Here is a 15810-nt window from a genome sequence, read left to right as displayed (position 1 = left end):
CGAACCTGATCTTAATTCATTGCAAGGAAGACAGCTGCTCGGCCAATCGCAGCACTTCCGTCCGGGCGTCCGGCTTTTTGGCTTCCCATCGGGGCAGCGGCATCGTGAAGCTGACGGCCGCGACCGGAACGCCGCCCGGGTCTTTGACGGCGGCCGCGATGCACGCGATCCCGTTCACGACCTCTTCCTCGTCCACGGCATATCCGAGCTGCCGGACATGTTCCAGCTGCCTGATCAAGTTATCCACGTTCGATGCGGTTTTTTCGGTAAACCGTTCGAACGAGGCGTTCGCGAACAACGCGCGAACCTGTTCGTCCGGCATATGCGCCAAGAGCGCTTTCCCCATCGCAGTCGCATAGGCGGGAATCCGCATGCCCGGCTCGGAGACGAGCCGCACGGGCGCCGGCGCTTCTTTTTTCGCCAGGTACAAAATATGGGTGCCTTCCAATCGGGCAAGCTGCGCCGTCTCGCCGATCCGTTCGGCCGCATTCGCCGCCAAGCGCTGAAACTGCGCGACGAGATCGATGCCGGAAAAATAAGCGCGGCCCAGCGTGGCGAATACGGGGCCTAAGGCGTAGGTTTCGCCTTTTTCCCGATTCACCCACTGCAGCGCCTCCATCGTCTGCAGAAGCGAAAACATCGTGCTTTTGTTGATTCCCGTCTCGGACACCAGGTCCATCATCCGCAATCGGGAAGGGCGGGCCGCGATGCAATGGAGAACTTCATGGGCTCTTTCCAAGGCCGGCACCCAATATTTGCGATCCGCACGTTCCATAATCTCACCAGGTTTCTCTGATAAACTGGGTTTATTATATCACAAGCACCTTTTTCCCATAACGACGTCGTTATTTGGTAGAATAGGAGAGTTGACTTAAGGAGGTAGACCGAATTGCCAGAGGTAAAAAAACCGGGAAAGAAATATAAAGCCAAACGTCCGACGCGCGACGAGTTCGAGCTCGAGGAATTGGGAGAGCGCCTGGTGGAGGCCAAGCAGGAGGACAGCACCGTCGTTCTGACGATATGGGACGAGCCGGAGCCCGTGCGCGGCCGGATCGTGAAGTTGGATGCACGCACGAGATTGGTCCACGTCCAGACGCTCGAGAAGCTGGCCAAGCTGCCGTTCCTGGACATTATGCGAGTCGATAACCCCAGAGATTGAACGCGCTTCCGGTATACAGGAATCATCGGCTTTGATAAGATAGGGAGGACAAACGGGCGAATGCGATCACTCTAAAGGCGGGAACGGCTTGAAAAAGATTCGACCGATCCTTTTCATCAGAAATCGAACGAACTCCCTATTCCTGAGGCTGATCGCGGGCTTTCTATGCATCGTCCTGCTGCTCGCCTCCCTGACCTTCTACTCCGTCTCCGAATCCAAGAAGAGCGTCAAGCACGAGGTCGTGAAGTACAACACCTCCATGCTCGCCAATACCCGCGACAGCTACGAGAACCACCTGGATCTCATCAAGAAGCAGATGCTGCTGTTTTTTTCGGACGAGAAGATTTTGCTGCTCCAGAACAATCCCAAGAATACGCTCTATCCGGAAATCGTGCGCGAAATCCAACAGTGGACGACCGTGCCGTACTATTACATCAACAATATCGTGTTTTATTCCAAACCGAACGATCTCGTGCTGGAAAAGGGGACGAGCACGAACGCCAAAGCGATGTTCGATGTCTTCTATACCAGCTTGGATTATCCGCTTGAATATTGGACGAAGCAGTTCGAGGAAAAGTATACGTACCGGATATGGCCCGCTTCTCCCTTCTATTCGGAGGTCATTGAAGGCAACCGCCTGCCGCTCGGAGAGATGATCCCGATCGTGATCAAGGGGCAGTACAATCCGGGTTTCGTCATGATCGTCTTTCTCAATGCCGCCAAAATGTACGAAGCCTATCATCAAAGCGTGAACGAAGAGCTGATGATTTACGACGCGCAGGGCGATCCCATGTTCGGCAGAACGGAAGGCGAGCCGTTTCTTTCCTTCGAAGAGCTGCAGAAAACCAAGGATGCCGAACCGTTCGTCAGGGACGGCAAATATTATTTTACGTTCAAAGGCAAGGGAACCGGCTTCACCTATGTCAGCCGCGTGCCCGTCGATCGGATCGCCGCCCAGACCCGGATCAATATTACGCTGCTGGCCAGCATTCTGGCCGCCATCACGCTCAGCATTCTGTTCTCGTTTCTGTTCGCGGCCCGAATCAACAATCCGCTCAAGCGGGTCATCGAGTCGATCCGGGGCTTGAACGGCGAGACGGCGCCGCTGCGGTCTAGCATCAAGGAATTCGATATTATCAGCGGCCAGATCCACGGCAACCGGATGCTGACCAGGCAGCTGTCGTTCATGAATCATCTCAAAGCGATCCGCGGCCAAGATACGGACGCATCGTCGCTCGATTTTGCCGACAAGCCGTTCGTCTTCGTCCTCTTCCAGATCCAGCCGGGCAAAAACGAGGCGAATACGCCGGCGATCATCCAGAACTGGGTGTACTATTTGAGGATCTTCATCGACAGCCAGCTGAAGCCGGATTTTCCGGGCTCGCTTACGTTCCAGATCGAACGGGACCAGATCCTAAGCCTGGTGTTCACGGAAAATCTGGACAAGGTGCGCTCGCAGCTCGGCGAAATGAAAAAAGTGTTCGATCAGGACCGGGAGCACGGCATCATGACGATGGCCGTCACGTCCGCGTATTCCGCTTCGAATCAGCTGACTTCCGCCTACGAAGAGGCGCAGGAGCTGGCGGGAGAGCGGCTGCTGACCGACGAGACGCAGATCATCTCGGAGCGGTCCGGCGTGCCGGTCGCGATCGGCTTCTCGCCGGATCAGGAGAAGGAGCTGGAAGCGAACCTGAAGGCAGGCAATGGGGCTCAAGTGGCCGCCTTGATCGAGCAGCAGTTCGCCAAGTGGCACCGCAAGCCGCCGACGGCCGCTTCGCTCGCGCGCTTCGCGGAGACGGCAGCCGCCAAGATTCGAGGCTTCGTAACGCCGTTCCCGCTGGACCCGGACAAGGTCGATGCCGTTATGGTCCGGGAGGGGGAGCGGATCGCGCGATGCAGTACGCTCTACGAGCTGGAGCTGCTGCTGCTCGAGTGGGTGACGGGGACGGCGCAGGCCGTCCGGGAGAAGAAGGACGAGAAGCATCCGATCACGGTCCAGATCGCCGAATATATCAACGAGCATTTGGCCGAAGAGATCTACCTGGACGTGCTGGCGGACAAATTCAAGATGAGCAGCGGATACTTGTCTTCCTATTTCAAAAACAAGACCGGCATGAATATCGTCGATTATATTAACGAGACCCGGATCAAAAAAGCGGCTCTCCTGCTGGACGACGAAGGGCTGAAGATTCGCGAAGCCGCCGAACAGGTCGGGTATAAGAACATTACGTCGTTCAACCGGATGTTCAAAAAGTATATGGGGCTGACCCCCAGCGAATACAGGAAGAGAAATGAATCGGTTTAAGAAAACGGGTGCGCCTGATCGGCGTCACCCGTTTTTTTGTCTGGATCGGAAGCCGGTTAACGGCTTTGGTTTTTTTGCGATAAACGGGCTATAGGCTGTTTTTCGAAAGCTGATATTATTCTTAGAAAAGCGTAAAGGAATTGCAATCGAGGCGTTTCAGAAGATGTACGCGCAGGCTGGCCGGACTGTACGATTGCGGTATCAGGTCGGTCGCTGCAAGGTGAAAGCGAGTTCTCCGACTTGTTGCAAGGATCCGATGCAAGGATTCGTAGGGAAGCCATAAAAAATCGAAAAGGGACGGTGTATTCAAGGTTATGCGGAAAAACAACCACAGAAAAAAAATCTTCAGCCTCACCCTGCTATCGGCAATCTTGATGACGACTTCGCTCGCGGCTTGTTCAAGCAACAACAACGAAAAGAACGCGCAGTCGCCTTCGTCGTCCGCCAGTCCGAGCGGTACGGCAAGCGCGTCCGCAACGGTGGCGCCGCCTGAGCCGGCAACCCTCCGGCTGCTGACCGACCAATCGCAAGCATGGCCCGTCAAGCCGGATTGGGCCGTCTGGCGATGGATCAAGGATGCGACCAACATCGAGATCAAGCAGGAGCTGCAGACGGGTCCCGAGTCGCTGCCCCTCGCCATCTCCTCCGGGGACATGCCGGACCTGATGTCCGTGTTCCCTGGCGACGCGCAGAAGTACGGGCCGCAAGGCGCCTTTCTGGACCTTTCCAAGTACCTGGACAAAATGCCTAACGTCAAAAAGTATTTGGAGGAAAGGCCGACGGTCGCCCAACGGATGACCTCCCCGGGCGGCGAGATGTATCACATTATCAACGATGGCGGCGGCGCGGGGAACAACGTCGTTTACTTCTATCGCGACGATATTTTCGCCAAGCATTCGCTTCAAGTGCCGACCACTTGGGATGAGTTGTACGAAACGGCGAAAAAGCTGAAGGCGCTGTATCCCGACAGCTATCCGTTCGTCTTCCGTCACGGCATCGGCACGATGAGGTCCTTCGCGCCGGCGTTCGGCATCTACCCTTGGTTCTATGAGGAGCCGGGCACCGGAAAAATGAAATTCGGCGTAGCCGACCCTAACTTCAAGAAACTGGTCGAGTACTTGAACAAGTTCTATAAGGAAGGTTTGTTCCCGCCCGACTGGCTGTCCATGGACTACAAGGCTTGGACGCAGTTCATGACGACGAACAAATCGTTCATCTCCATCCAGTTCATCGGTCAAATCGAGATCATGAATTCGCAGCTGAAGGACGGGGCCCATCTGAAGTTCATGGCGCCGCCGCTCGGCGCAGGCGACAAGCCCTATCTCGCCAAAGCGAACTTCGAAGAATACGGCTTCGCCGTCTCTTCCACGACGAAAAACCTGGACGCCGCGCTTCGGTATCTCGACTTCATCTATTCCGATGAAGGCTCCGACCTGCTCAGCTGGGGCAAAGAAGGCGAGTCCTACGAGATGGTAGACGGCAAGCGCAAGCTGCTGCCGCAATACAAAGAGCCGAACGACCTCCGCAAGGAGCTCGGCATGTTCACGACGGGCGCGGTCGGACTGGCGAACATGGAATCCTCCTTGTCGCTGAGCAACGAGAACGAGCGGTACGCGTACGCCGAAGCGGAAAAGTATCAATTCCCGACGATGAACATCACGCCTCCGCTGACCAACGAGGAAAAGAGCGCCGTCGCGCTGATCGAAGAGCAGGTGCTGAAGCATTACGAAGCTTCGGTCGCCAAGTTCATCAATGGCGAGACGCCGATGTCGCAATGGGATGCCTTCCTGGCCGAGCTGGACAAAATGGGCGCTCAAAAGCTGCTTGAGACTTATCAGGTCGCGCTGGACCGGCTTAAAGCGAACTCGAAATAACCATTCAATCCTATAGGGTCGGCCGCCCGCTTGCGGCGGCCGGCTCTATCTCTTAAGGAAGGAGACCCGACATTGAAATTATCCATCCTGGGGCAGATCAAACGCGATCGGATCTTTCTTCTGCTGCTGGCGCCCACCATGATTTTCTACATCATGTTCCGCTATGTGCCCATGTTCGGGATCACCATCTCGTTCATGGATTACAACCTGTTCAAGGGCATCGCGGGGAGCCCATGGGTCGGGCTCAAATATTACAGGATGTTCTTCGAAAATCCCGACGCCAGAATCATTATCAAGAATACGGTGCTCCTCGGTTTTTATAAGCTGCTGTTCGGTTTCCCGGCGCCGATCGTTCTCGCCTTGATGCTGAACGAAGTACGAAGCATGTTATTCAAAAGATTCGTGCAAACGGTGAGCTACATGCCGTATTTTCTGTCCATCGTGGTCGTCGCCAGCATGATCGACATGTTTTTGTCGCCCAGTACCGGTTGGCTGAATCACGCCCTCCAGAGCATGGGATTCCCGGCCGTTAACTTCCTGCAGGAGCCAGGTTGGTTCCGGACGATCTTCGTCAGCTCGGAGATTTGGCAGCAAGTCGGATGGGGCTCGATTATTTATTTGGCGGCCGTCACTACGATCGATCCGCAGCTGTACGAAGCGGCGAGAATGGACGGCGCGGGCAGGCTGAAGCAGATTTGGCACGTCACGCTTCCCGGCCTCGCGACGACGGTCGCCATCATGTTCCTTATGCAGGTCGGCCAGATTCTCGAGATCAGCTTCGAAAAAGTATTCCTGCTGTCCAATGCGGCGACGTACGATACGTCGGATATCATCTCGACCTACGTGTACCGGATCGGCCTTTTGCAAGGGAATTTCAGTTACGGCGCGGCGATCGACCTGTTCATGGGCGTGATCGGATTCGCGCTCGTCTACGTGAGCAACAGGATCAGCCGCAGATTCAGCGAGACCAGCTTATGGTAAAGGGGCGGAAGACGGATTGAAACAACGAACGAGCTTATTTGATATCGTGAATGTCCTGATTCTGGCTCTCTTTGCCTGCACGATGCTGTTTCCTTTTATCCACATGGCGGCCGTATCGTTAAGCTCCGCGGAATTCGTGGTCGGCAATCGGATCAGCATCTGGCCCAAGGGCATCAACTTCGATGCCTTTGCGGCCGTCCTAAGCGACAAGCGAATACTGACCGGGTACAAAAACACGCTCATTTACGTCGTGCTCGGAACGACTTTGTCTCTGATCGTCACGACGATGGGCGCCTACTCCCTATCGAGAAGAAACCTCGTCTTCGGCAAAACGTTCATGCTGATGATCGTGTTCACGATCCTCTTCTCGGGCGGCATGATTCCGACTTATCTCACGGTGCGCAATTATCACCTGCTCGACACGATCTGGGCCATGGTAATACCGAACCTCGTTACAGCCTTCAATCTGATCATTATGCGCACGTTCTTCCAGGGAATCCCGCGGGAATTGGAGGAGTCCGGCAAGATCGACGGATTGTCCGACGCGGGAATCTTGACGCGGATCGTCCTCCCGTTATCCAAGCCCGTGCTGCTCACGGTCATGCTGTTTTACGCGGTTCAAATCTGGGGCAATTTCTTCAGCGCCCTGCTATATCTCCGAAATGCGGACTTGTATCCGCTGCAAGTGATCATTCGGAATATCGTCATGATGGGCGTGATATCGGATATCACGGTCAGCTCCGCCCTCGGAGACAAGAAGGTCGTGCTGGAATCTTTGAAGTACGCGGTCATTCTCGTCGGTACGCTGCCGATCTTACTGTTCTACCCGTTTATCCAGAAGCACTTCATCAAAGGCGCCATGATGGGCTCGGTCAAAGGTTAAGTCGGCCAAGAAGGCCGCCCCCGCTTAATTCAAAAGCGTCCAATCGAACAGCACGCCCATGGCCGAGCTGCGGTTATTCGCGAGCAGGCCGTACGCTTCCGGCGCATCCATCGGCGAATACCGGTGGGTAATGAGCGGCGCGATATCCATGCGGCCCTGGATGAGGTAACGCAGGAAAAGCTCGGACATCGCGGGATGGTCCCAGTCCCTGTAATTTTTGAGGGCATGGATGCCCAGAATCGAGATGGAATCCGATACGACGTTCGGTCCGAGCGTTTGCTGCGAGGGCACCGAGGTATCGCCGAGCAGCACGACGCGGCCGAACGGCTTGACGAGCAAGGTAGCCTGAGCAAGGACGGACGGATGACCGGTGACGTCGAATGCGACGTCGAGCATTTTGCCTCCCGTCGCCGCGCGGATCGCTTCTCTTGCTGCTTCCGCATTCATGGGCAGCGGGCGAATGCCCGGCTTTTTCGGCAGCAGGTTAAGCCGGCTCTCGGCCGGATCGATGGCGTAGATTTCCCGGGCGCCTAACAAATACGCATATTGGCTGGCCAATTGGCCCAGAAGCCCGAGCCCGACGATGCCGACCGTTTCCCCGAGCTGCAGCTCCGCCCGCCGCACGCCAAGCTGCGTCGTCTTGGCCAGGCTCAGCCAGAGTCCCTGCTCGGCGCTGATTTCCTTCGGAAGAAGGTAGGCGTCCCGGGCTTCGATTTTAAAGTATTGCGCATGCGAATGCCCCGCATTGACGCGGTCTCCCGCGCGAATGCCCGTCACGTCCGGACCGACCTCCAGCACCTCGGCGGTCGTTAGATAGCCGGGCCGGAAGGGGTACTTCACCCAATCCGACCAGTTGGTCCCCGCATCGAAGACGCCTCTTAAGCACTGCAGCTCCGTGCCGGTGCTGATGAGCGACGCCACCGACCGGCACAAGATTTCCGTTCGCCCGAGCGCCGGGTCGAGCGGTTCTTTGCGTATCTCGACTTGCTGCGCCTGGGGGAAAACAACGTTCCACGATTCCATTTTACAGCCTCCTCTACCGGGCTTAAGCCGCCCTGATAGATCAATTGTAGCGGGAACCGCCATGCTTATCCTAGCGCCATAATTCAGGGATACTTAACACTTATACAGGTCTGTTTTCGAACAACCGCTTGTACTGACTCGGCGAGATGCCCGCGTATTTCTTGAACAACCGGGTGAAGCTCTGCACGTCCTGGAAGCCGAGGTCGGCGCCGATGTCGGCGACGGTGCGCTCGCCCGTTTCCAGCATGGATTTGGCTTTGGCGATCTTCATCTCCCGGTGGAGCAGAATCGGAGATTTGCCGAACGTCTTCTTGAATTGATTGCTCACGTAAGTCGGATTCATATGCAGTTCTTTGGCCAGCTCGGCGAGCGATAAATTAGCTTCGGGCCGGGTCGCGATCTTAAGCAGCAGGGACAGGAAGCCCGCGGGCGGCAGCTCCGGATTATCGGCGCCAGCTTGGCCGACGGCACTGTCCAGCAGCACGTACAGCAGCTCGAGCGACTTCGCTTTTTGCAGGATCACCTTCGGGAGATGCCCGTCCTCCGGGTTCTGGCATAGCATCAGCTCGTCGAACGCGTCCTCGAACCGGCGATGGTCGCGCAGCGGATAAATAAACGGGATCCGCAAGAAAGGCAGCACGTCGATCGCGTTCTGGATCCGGTACGTAAAATGCCACCAGAGAAACTCCGTCTCCTCGTCCGTGTCTTTGTATTGGTCATGTTCAAGGAGCGGTGGAATAAAAATGACGGTGCCCGGCGGAATGTCGTATACGCGGTCCTCGACTCTGAGCTTGGCCGATCCGCTGCGGACGTAGGTCATCATATAGTAATCGTGAATGACGCGGTTGCGGTAGTTGATCGCGCGCAGACGGTGATTGTCGAACTTCAGTACCGTCAGCTCGGCGGCCGCCAGCAGGGAACGAAGCGGATTATCCTTCATCATGGAACCTCGCCCGGTATTGGGATGGGGTCTCGCGGTAATATTTTTTGAAAATCCGGCTGAAGTAGAGCTGGTCCTCGAAGCCTGCCAGGCCGGAGATTTGCTTGATATTCATGTTGGTCCGCTTCATGAGCTCGCAGGCCCGCTGCAGCCGAAACCGGAGAATGTATTGCTGCGGCGTCGTGGACGTGATGCGTTTGAACAACGCCGTAAATCGGTCGGTGCTTAGGTGGGAAAGCTCGGCCAATCGGCCGACGTAAATCTCTTCGGCGTAATGATCGTGAATGTACTTGATCGATTCATAGATTTCGTTGCGCATGGGTGCCGATTCGAAGCCGCCGTCCCTGGCATTCTGCCTGGCGATCATCGAAAACAGATAGGATAGGAGGGAAGAGGAGGCCAGCTCGTAGCCGGGTTTCTTGTCTCGTACTTCCTCCATCATCGCCTCGAACAGCTCGACCGTGCGGTCGTCCGCGCCCGCTTGAATCGATTGGTCTTCCAGCAGTCCCGCCCGATGCAGAAGCTCCTCCGCGCCGTAGCCCGTGAAGTGGACCCAATACGCGAAAAATTCCTGTTCCCGATCGTGGCCGTAATATTGCTCTTCGAAGGGACGGAGCAGGAAGAAGCTGCCGGGCGCGAGGATCCGCCGCTGTCCGCGAAGACGAACGGTCATCGGGCCGGCATGGTTGTAGGAAAGGTAAAAATCCTTACGCCCGAGTCTCCGGTGCGTCATCCGGAAGAACGATTCGAACTTGTAATAGCCGACCGAATTGATCAGCAGATAATGTCCCGGATCGTTGAAGCCCTTATCGTCGTCGTCGGGCAGCCGGTAGAAGCTTTCGAACTCCACGTCTTCGCCCCGCCTTCGGAACGCCCTCGCGGGCCATTTGGCTTAACTGTATCATAAACGCGGGAAAAATCCATATTTTCACGGATAAATGGCATATGACTCCCAGGGGGGCGAACGTATACTCGGAGGGTAAGCACATTGAAGCGGGAGGCCGTCCGAATGACGATTGCGCTTGGACTGGAATACGAGAGCTATAAATATGTACTTGGCGTTCTGCATAAATTTACGGTGCCTTTCGACGAGCCGAAGGACATTCGGCTGACGGTCGGGAAAAACGACAGGGCGGCCGCGCAGCTGCTCCTCTATTCCGAGGATGAGATGCTCGTCGGCGTGAACGGAGAAGCCGCTTTTTACGAGCGCGGGCCGATCGACGTTTTCCGCGTAAGCGTGGATGTGCCCGGCTTGACCCATGGACGCGTCCAGGCAAAGCTGATCGGATTGGTTGAGGACGACGATCGGCAGCTCAAGTCGGACATGATCCTGGAACAAGGCGTCATCCATGTGGAGAAGAAAAGGGTACAGCCTGTATGGGTCGAGGTGGAGATCGATGCGGATGCGAAGCCCGGCGTATATCGCCCTCGTATCTCCGTCTACCGTCACCGGATGTTCGAGGACGAGACGCTCGCAGGGACGCTCGAATTCGAGATCAAGGTGCTGGACGTGGAGCTGCCCCGGGCGTCCGATTATACGTTTTATTTGGATCTCTGGCAGCACAACGCCAACATCGCGCGCAAATACGACGTCAAGCTGTGGAGCGACCGGCACTTCGACATTATGGAGGGTTACGTCGCCTCGCTGGCGGAGCTCGGCCAAAAAGCCGCCACCGTGGTCGTATCCGAGGTCCCGTGGTCGGGACAAGGCTCCGCGTTCGACCGGGTCGATCCGGCGAATATGTTCGAGTACAGCATCGTGAACGTCGCGCGGCGCGCGGACGGGGAGTGGGCATACGATTTCGGGTCGTTGAACCGGTACGTGGAACTGTGCGAGAAGCATGGCATCGACAGCGAGATCGAAGTGTTCGGGCTGCTGAATATATGGGTCATCGAGGAAGCGGGCTACGGCCGGGTCATTCCGGACCTTGACGACGCCGTCCGCGTCCGGTATTTCGACGAGCGCAGCGGTACGTACAAATACATCAAAGACAAGGGCGAGCTCGCGCGGTACGTGTCCGCTTTAGAGAAAAATTTCATCGATAAAGGCTGGATCGGCAAGGTGCGAATTCTGGCGGACGAGCCGGCGGATCTCGAGCGGTTCCGCGGCCGCTTGAGCGCGCTCCGGGAGATGGCGCCCTCCTTCCGGTACAAAGTCGCGATCAACCATGCGGAGTTTATCAAGGAAGAAGGGTTGCTCGACCATGTGCCGAGCCTGGATTGCGTAGCCGACGAGTACGACGAGCTGATGGCTTTGAAGCAGGGGAAAGACGGAAAAACGCTATTCTACGTCGCCTGCGAACAGATGCACGTCAATACGTTCATCGCCTCCCATCTGCTGGAGAGCAGGCTGCTCCCATGGCTGGCATGGCAATTCCGCCTGGACGGCTTCCTGCGTTGGAATTATACGGTGTGGCCGAACGATCCGCTGAACAAGATCTCGTACCACTATCCGTTTTTCCCGGCAGGCGACACCAACTTCGTCTATCCGGGTCGGGACGGGACGCCAATGCTGTCCTTGCGGTACAAGCTGCTGCAAAAAGGCATTCGCGATTTCGAGCTGCTCGCGCGTTATGTCCGCGAGGGCGGCGACCGGCAGCAGCTCGAGCAGCGTATGCGCCAAGTGTTCCTGTGGAGCGATAAAAAGGAGCTGCACAGGCACTCGCGCAAGCGGAAGGAAGAGCTGTTCTCGCTGAACGACGGGCATTTCGAGGAGATCATCGCCGGCGTGCTGGAGGCGCTTGCTGGCGCGGGCGTCGGCGTGGCCGGGGAAGCTTAATATGACGTTCGGCAAAGCCCCCGTCAGCTGTAGCTGAGCGGGGGCTTTGCATGGCTACAGTTGCTGCTAGGATGCAACGTCCGCGCCGATTGCGCGCCTAGGCAGCGACTAGACGCGCCCGCCAGCGATTGCACGCATCAGCCGACGACTTCTGCTGCCTGACATTAGAGGTGGTGGACACAGGATCCGCTATTTGCATTCAAATCGCCGATTCGGTTCGCGGGCGGACCCAGGATCCGCTATTGCCTTGAATATCGGCCGTTTGGACTCTTATTCGGCTAAATAACGTCCCTCCAGTCCGCAAACATCGCAAATGACCGCTATTTCACGAAATAGCGTCTCCTGTGTCCGCTTGCGTTCTCACACGAATCGCGATTCCACCTACAACTAACTTTGAGTAGATATAACCACGTGCGAGCGGACCCAGGATCCGCTATTTGCGCTCAAATCGCCGATTCCAGTTCGCTGGCGTACCCAGGATCCGCTATTGCCTTGAATATCGGCCGTTTGGACTCTTATTCGGCTAAATAACGTCTCTCCAGTCCGCAAACATCGCAAATGACCGCTATTTCACGAAATAGCGTCTCCTGTGTCCGCTCGCGTTCCCACACAAATCCATATCTCTTCACTCAACCTCGTGGTTTCAAAGCGGCATCTTGGGATGTACGTTATATTGTATAGTGGACTGAGAAGACTAGGTATGCGATTGTAAGCAATTAAGAGGTGATCCCATTGACGACCAAGCCCGTAGCCCTCTCGTTTTTTCAAAAGCCGACGCTCGAACTGGCCCGGTCGCTGCTCGGAATGCTGCTCGTCAAAGAAACGGAGCTCGGCATCGCGTCGGGATGGATCGTGGAGACGGAAGCGTACGTCGGACCGAGAGACCGGGCCGCGCACAGCTACGGGGGACGAAGGACGCCGCGAACGGAAGTGATGTTCGGTCCGCCAGGTTACGCGTATACGTTCGTCATGCATACCCACTGCCTGTTCAACGTGGTCGGCGGCGAGCCGGGCTGTCCCGAAGCCGTATTGATCAGAGCCGTCGAACCCGTGGAGGGAGAAGCGCTCATGCTCGAACGCCGAGGTCCGTTGAAGAAAATCCACCATCTGACCAGCGGACCGGGCAAGTTGACGAAGGCGCTGGGCATCGGCATCCAGGATTACGGACTGCCGCTGGACAAGCCGCCGCTATTTATCGCGGAGGGAAGGCCCGTGTCGTCCATATCCGCCGGACCGAGGATCGGCATCGATAACAGCGGCGAAGCGAGAGATTACCCGTGGCGGTATTGGGAGACGGGCAATCCGTTTGTATCGAGGATGGGCAAGTGAAGCCGTGAGTCGAGAGGGGAACGCTTTGCGCATGTCGTCTTTCTGTAAACGCTTGCCGCGCAATCGGTCGACCTGATAAACTAAACGTATTCCAAGCCGCAAATCTTGGAGCAGCGGGCTGCTTCGGATAGGCGGCTTTTTCATTTCCAACGCGGCTGAGGCGGAGGTTGACGACGATGGGCAAGACCAAGCATTCGGGGCGGACGAAGCTGCCGGGACGTCCGGATCCCAAGCTGTGGGTGAGCAAGATGCCGTTCGGCCTGGGCAGGCAGAAGCCGCATCATATCCGCGACACGATGAAGGTCGTCTGGGACAATCGCGACAATCTGCCTTACGCATACAGAATCTTGACGCAGGGCGTCTGCGACGGATGCGCGCTCGGCGTGTCCGGCCTCTACGATCAGACGCTGATGGGCCCGCATCTGTGCACGACCCGGCTGAACGTGCTGCGGCTGAACACGATGGGGCCGATCAAGCCGGACGTTTTGCATGCCGATATCGACGAGCTCGGGCAGATGAATAGCGCGCAGCTGCGAAAATTAGGGCGAATCCCTTACCCGCTCGTACGCGAGAAAGGCGAACGCGCCTTCCGGCGCGCATCGTGGGACGAAGCGCTGGACCGGATCGCCGGCCGTATCCGCGGCGTGGATCCGAAGCAGCTGGCCTTTTACCTGACCGGGCGCGGCATTACGAACGAGTCGTACTACGCGGCGGCCAAAGCCGCTCGCCTGATCGGCACGAACAACATCGACAATGCGTCGCGCATCTGCCATTCGCCCTCGAAGACCGCGATGAAGCGGTCGCTCGGCATCGGCGCTTCCAGCTGCAGCTACAAGGATTGGATCGGCACGGACGTGCTCGTGTTCTGGGGAAGCGTAGCTTCGAACAACCAGCCGGTGTCCACCAAGTATATGTACGCCGCCAAGCGCAAAGGCACGAAGATCATCGTGATCAACCCGTACCGGGAGCCGGCGATGGAAGGCTACTGGGTGCCTTCGATTCCCGAGTCCGCGCTGTTCGGCACGAAGCTGGCCGACGACTTTTACCAGGTGAACATCGGCGGCGACATCGCGTTCATGAACGGCGTGATGAAGCACTGGTTCGACATGGAGGACGAACGGCCCGGCTCGGCGATCGATCGCGCATTCGTGAAGGCGCACGCGAACGGTTATGAAGCGCTGCAGGCGCATGTGCGCGGGCAACAATGGGAGGCGCTCGAACGGTCGTCGGGCTTGTCGCGCGAGCGGATGGCCGACTTCGCGAAGCTGCTGGCCGGCTCGCGCAGCGGCGTATTCGTCTGGAGCATGGGGCTCACCCAGCACCGCTTCGGCACGGACAACATCTCGCAGGTCGCCAATCTGGCGCTGCTCCGCGGCTTCGTCGGCAGGGAGCATTGCGGCGTCATGCCGATCCGCGGACATAGCGGGGTCCAAGGCTCCGGCGAAATGGGGGCGGATCCGTTCAGCCTGCCCGGCGGGGACTTCCAACCGGAGCACGCCCGCCGGATCGAGGCGCTATGGGGATTCGAGCTTCCGCGCTGGCAGGGCGATATCGTAGGCGTGTCGCTCGAGAACGCGATGCTGCCCGCCGATCATGAACGCAAGCTCAAGGTGTTCTACACGTCCGGCGGCAACTTCATCGAGACGATGCCGGACCCCGACTTCGTCAGGCGCTGCCTCGAAAACGTCGACGTGCGCGTCCATCAGGATATCGTGCTTAATACCTCTACGCTCGTCGACGCGACGGAGGAGGTGTGGGTGCTGCCCGCCATGACCCGGTACGAACAGCCGGGCGGCGGTACGTCCACCTCGACGGAACGGATAGTGTATTTCTCGCCGGAGATCGAAGGTCCGCGCATCGGGGAAGCCCGGTCCGAGTGGGAGATCTACTTCGATCTGGCTGCACGCGTTAGGCCGGAGCGCCGCGATGCCGTCGACTTCGCCGATGCGGCTGCCGTCCGCGAGGAGATCGCGAAGGCCGCGCCCAACTACGACGGCATTCAGCATTTGCGGGGTCGCGGCGACGTCTTCCAATGGGGTGGCGCCTGGCTGTGCGAGGGGGGCGAGTTCCCGACGCCGGACGGCAAGGGCAGGCTTCTGCCGATCGAGCTTCCGGAGCTTCGCAAGCCCGAAGGCCGGTTTTACGCGACGACGCGCCGCGGCAAGCAGTTCAATTCGATGGTGTACGGCGACCTCGACCCGTTTAACGGCGCCGGACGGTACGACGTGCTGATGAACGCGGCCGACGCGGCGGGGCTCGGCATTCGGGAGGGAGACGCCGTCGTCGTCTATAACCGGCACGGCGTATTTCACGGCAGGTTCAAAGCGGCAGCGATGGCCGCGGGCAATCTCGAGCTGTACTGGCCGGAAGGCAATATGCTGTTTCCCAAAGGCGTCTACGAGCCCCAAGCGGGCATTCCCGAATACAACGCGGCGGTCGTCGTGGAAAAGGCGGAGACGTATCATGCGCTGAAGGATACGCGGTACGTGGAGAAGCGAATCGAGGAACTGGACATCGGCATGCCGGAATAATCGCAA

The 15810-nt window shown here is 57.6% G+C and carries 12 protein-coding genes; 8 read left to right on the top strand and 4 right to left on the bottom strand.

Annotation, left to right across the window (positions count from 1 at the left end; translation table 11 throughout):
- Nucleotides 1-16: 16 nt before the first annotated feature.
- A complete protein-coding gene (locus tag BM235_RS14415) occupies nt 17-775 on the bottom strand; it encodes an IclR family transcriptional regulator (protein WP_090114320.1) in 759 nt (252 codons plus the stop codon).
- A 114-nt stretch (nt 776-889) separates the two neighbouring features.
- On the opposite strand from BM235_RS14415, the gene BM235_RS14410 reads away from it, so the two are divergent.
- From BM235_RS14410 to BM235_RS14390, 5 genes are all read left to right on the top strand, one after another.
- Entirely contained in the window at nt 890-1159 is a 270-nt protein-coding gene (locus tag BM235_RS14410; protein WP_090114318.1) for a YolD-like family protein, read from the top strand.
- An 88-nt stretch (nt 1160-1247) separates the two neighbouring features.
- On the top strand, nt 1248-3464 hold the full coding sequence (locus tag BM235_RS14405; protein WP_090114316.1) for a helix-turn-helix domain-containing protein: 2217 nt from the start codon (nt 1248-1250) through the stop codon (nt 3462-3464).
- Nucleotides 3465-3778: 314 nt separating this feature from the next.
- Nucleotides 3779-5338 carry an extracellular solute-binding protein gene (locus BM235_RS14400; RefSeq protein WP_090114314.1) on the top strand — a complete coding sequence of 520 codons (1560 nt, stop codon included), beginning with the start codon at nt 3779-3781 and terminating at the stop codon, nt 5336-5338.
- Between the two features lie 72 nt (nt 5339-5410).
- Nucleotides 5411-6319 (top strand): ABC transporter permease, encoded by a 909-nt coding sequence (locus tag BM235_RS14395; RefSeq protein WP_255374380.1) that lies wholly within the window; start codon nt 5411-5413, stop codon nt 6317-6319.
- Between the two features lie 16 nt (nt 6320-6335).
- Complete coding sequence (locus tag BM235_RS14390) at nt 6336-7202, top strand: carbohydrate ABC transporter permease (protein WP_090114312.1); 867 nt, start codon at nt 6336-6338, stop codon at nt 7200-7202.
- Between the two features lie 24 nt (nt 7203-7226).
- Here the strand turns inward: BM235_RS14390 and BM235_RS14385 are convergent, their stop codons facing one another.
- The 3 genes from BM235_RS14385 to BM235_RS14375 form a co-directional block, all read right to left on the bottom strand.
- Nucleotides 7227-8225: a zinc-dependent alcohol dehydrogenase gene (locus BM235_RS14385; protein ID WP_158543850.1), complete on the bottom strand. Its 999-nt coding sequence runs from the start codon at nt 8223-8225 to the stop codon at nt 7227-7229.
- 100 nt (nt 8226-8325) lie between these two features.
- Complete coding sequence (locus tag BM235_RS14380) at nt 8326-9165, bottom strand: helix-turn-helix domain-containing protein (protein WP_158543851.1); 840 nt, start codon at nt 9163-9165, stop codon at nt 8326-8328.
- Nucleotides 9155-10015 carry an AraC family transcriptional regulator gene (locus BM235_RS14375; RefSeq protein ID WP_090114306.1) on the bottom strand — a complete coding sequence of 287 codons (861 nt, stop codon included), beginning with the start codon at nt 10013-10015 and terminating at the stop codon, nt 9155-9157. Before BM235_RS14375 ends, BM235_RS14380 begins: the two co-directional genes overlap by 11 nt.
- 159 nt (nt 10016-10174) lie before the next feature.
- On the opposite strand from BM235_RS14375, the gene BM235_RS14370 reads away from it, so the two are divergent.
- The 3 genes from BM235_RS14370 (at nt 10175) to BM235_RS14360 (ending at nt 15804) form a co-directional block, all read left to right on the top strand.
- Nucleotides 10175-11944, top strand: a complete 1770-nt coding sequence (locus BM235_RS14370) for a glycoside hydrolase domain-containing protein (protein ID WP_090114304.1) — start codon at nt 10175-10177, stop codon at nt 11942-11944.
- Between the two features lie 732 nt (nt 11945-12676).
- Nucleotides 12677-13273: a DNA-3-methyladenine glycosylase gene (locus tag BM235_RS14365; protein WP_090114303.1), complete on the top strand. Its 597-nt coding sequence runs from the start codon at nt 12677-12679 to the stop codon at nt 13271-13273.
- A 176-nt stretch (nt 13274-13449) separates the two neighbouring features.
- Entirely contained in the window at nt 13450-15804 is a 2355-nt protein-coding gene (locus tag BM235_RS14360) for an FdhF/YdeP family oxidoreductase (RefSeq protein WP_090114300.1), read from the top strand.
- Nucleotides 15805-15810: the final 6 nt, after the last annotated feature.

The organism is Cohnella sp. OV330 (genome assembly GCF_900112065.1).
Classification (GTDB): Bacteria; Bacillota; Bacilli; order Paenibacillales; family Paenibacillaceae; genus Cohnella.
The sequence above is the reverse complement of the archived record's forward strand: the minus strand, read 5'-3'. Positions and strand labels throughout refer to the sequence as shown.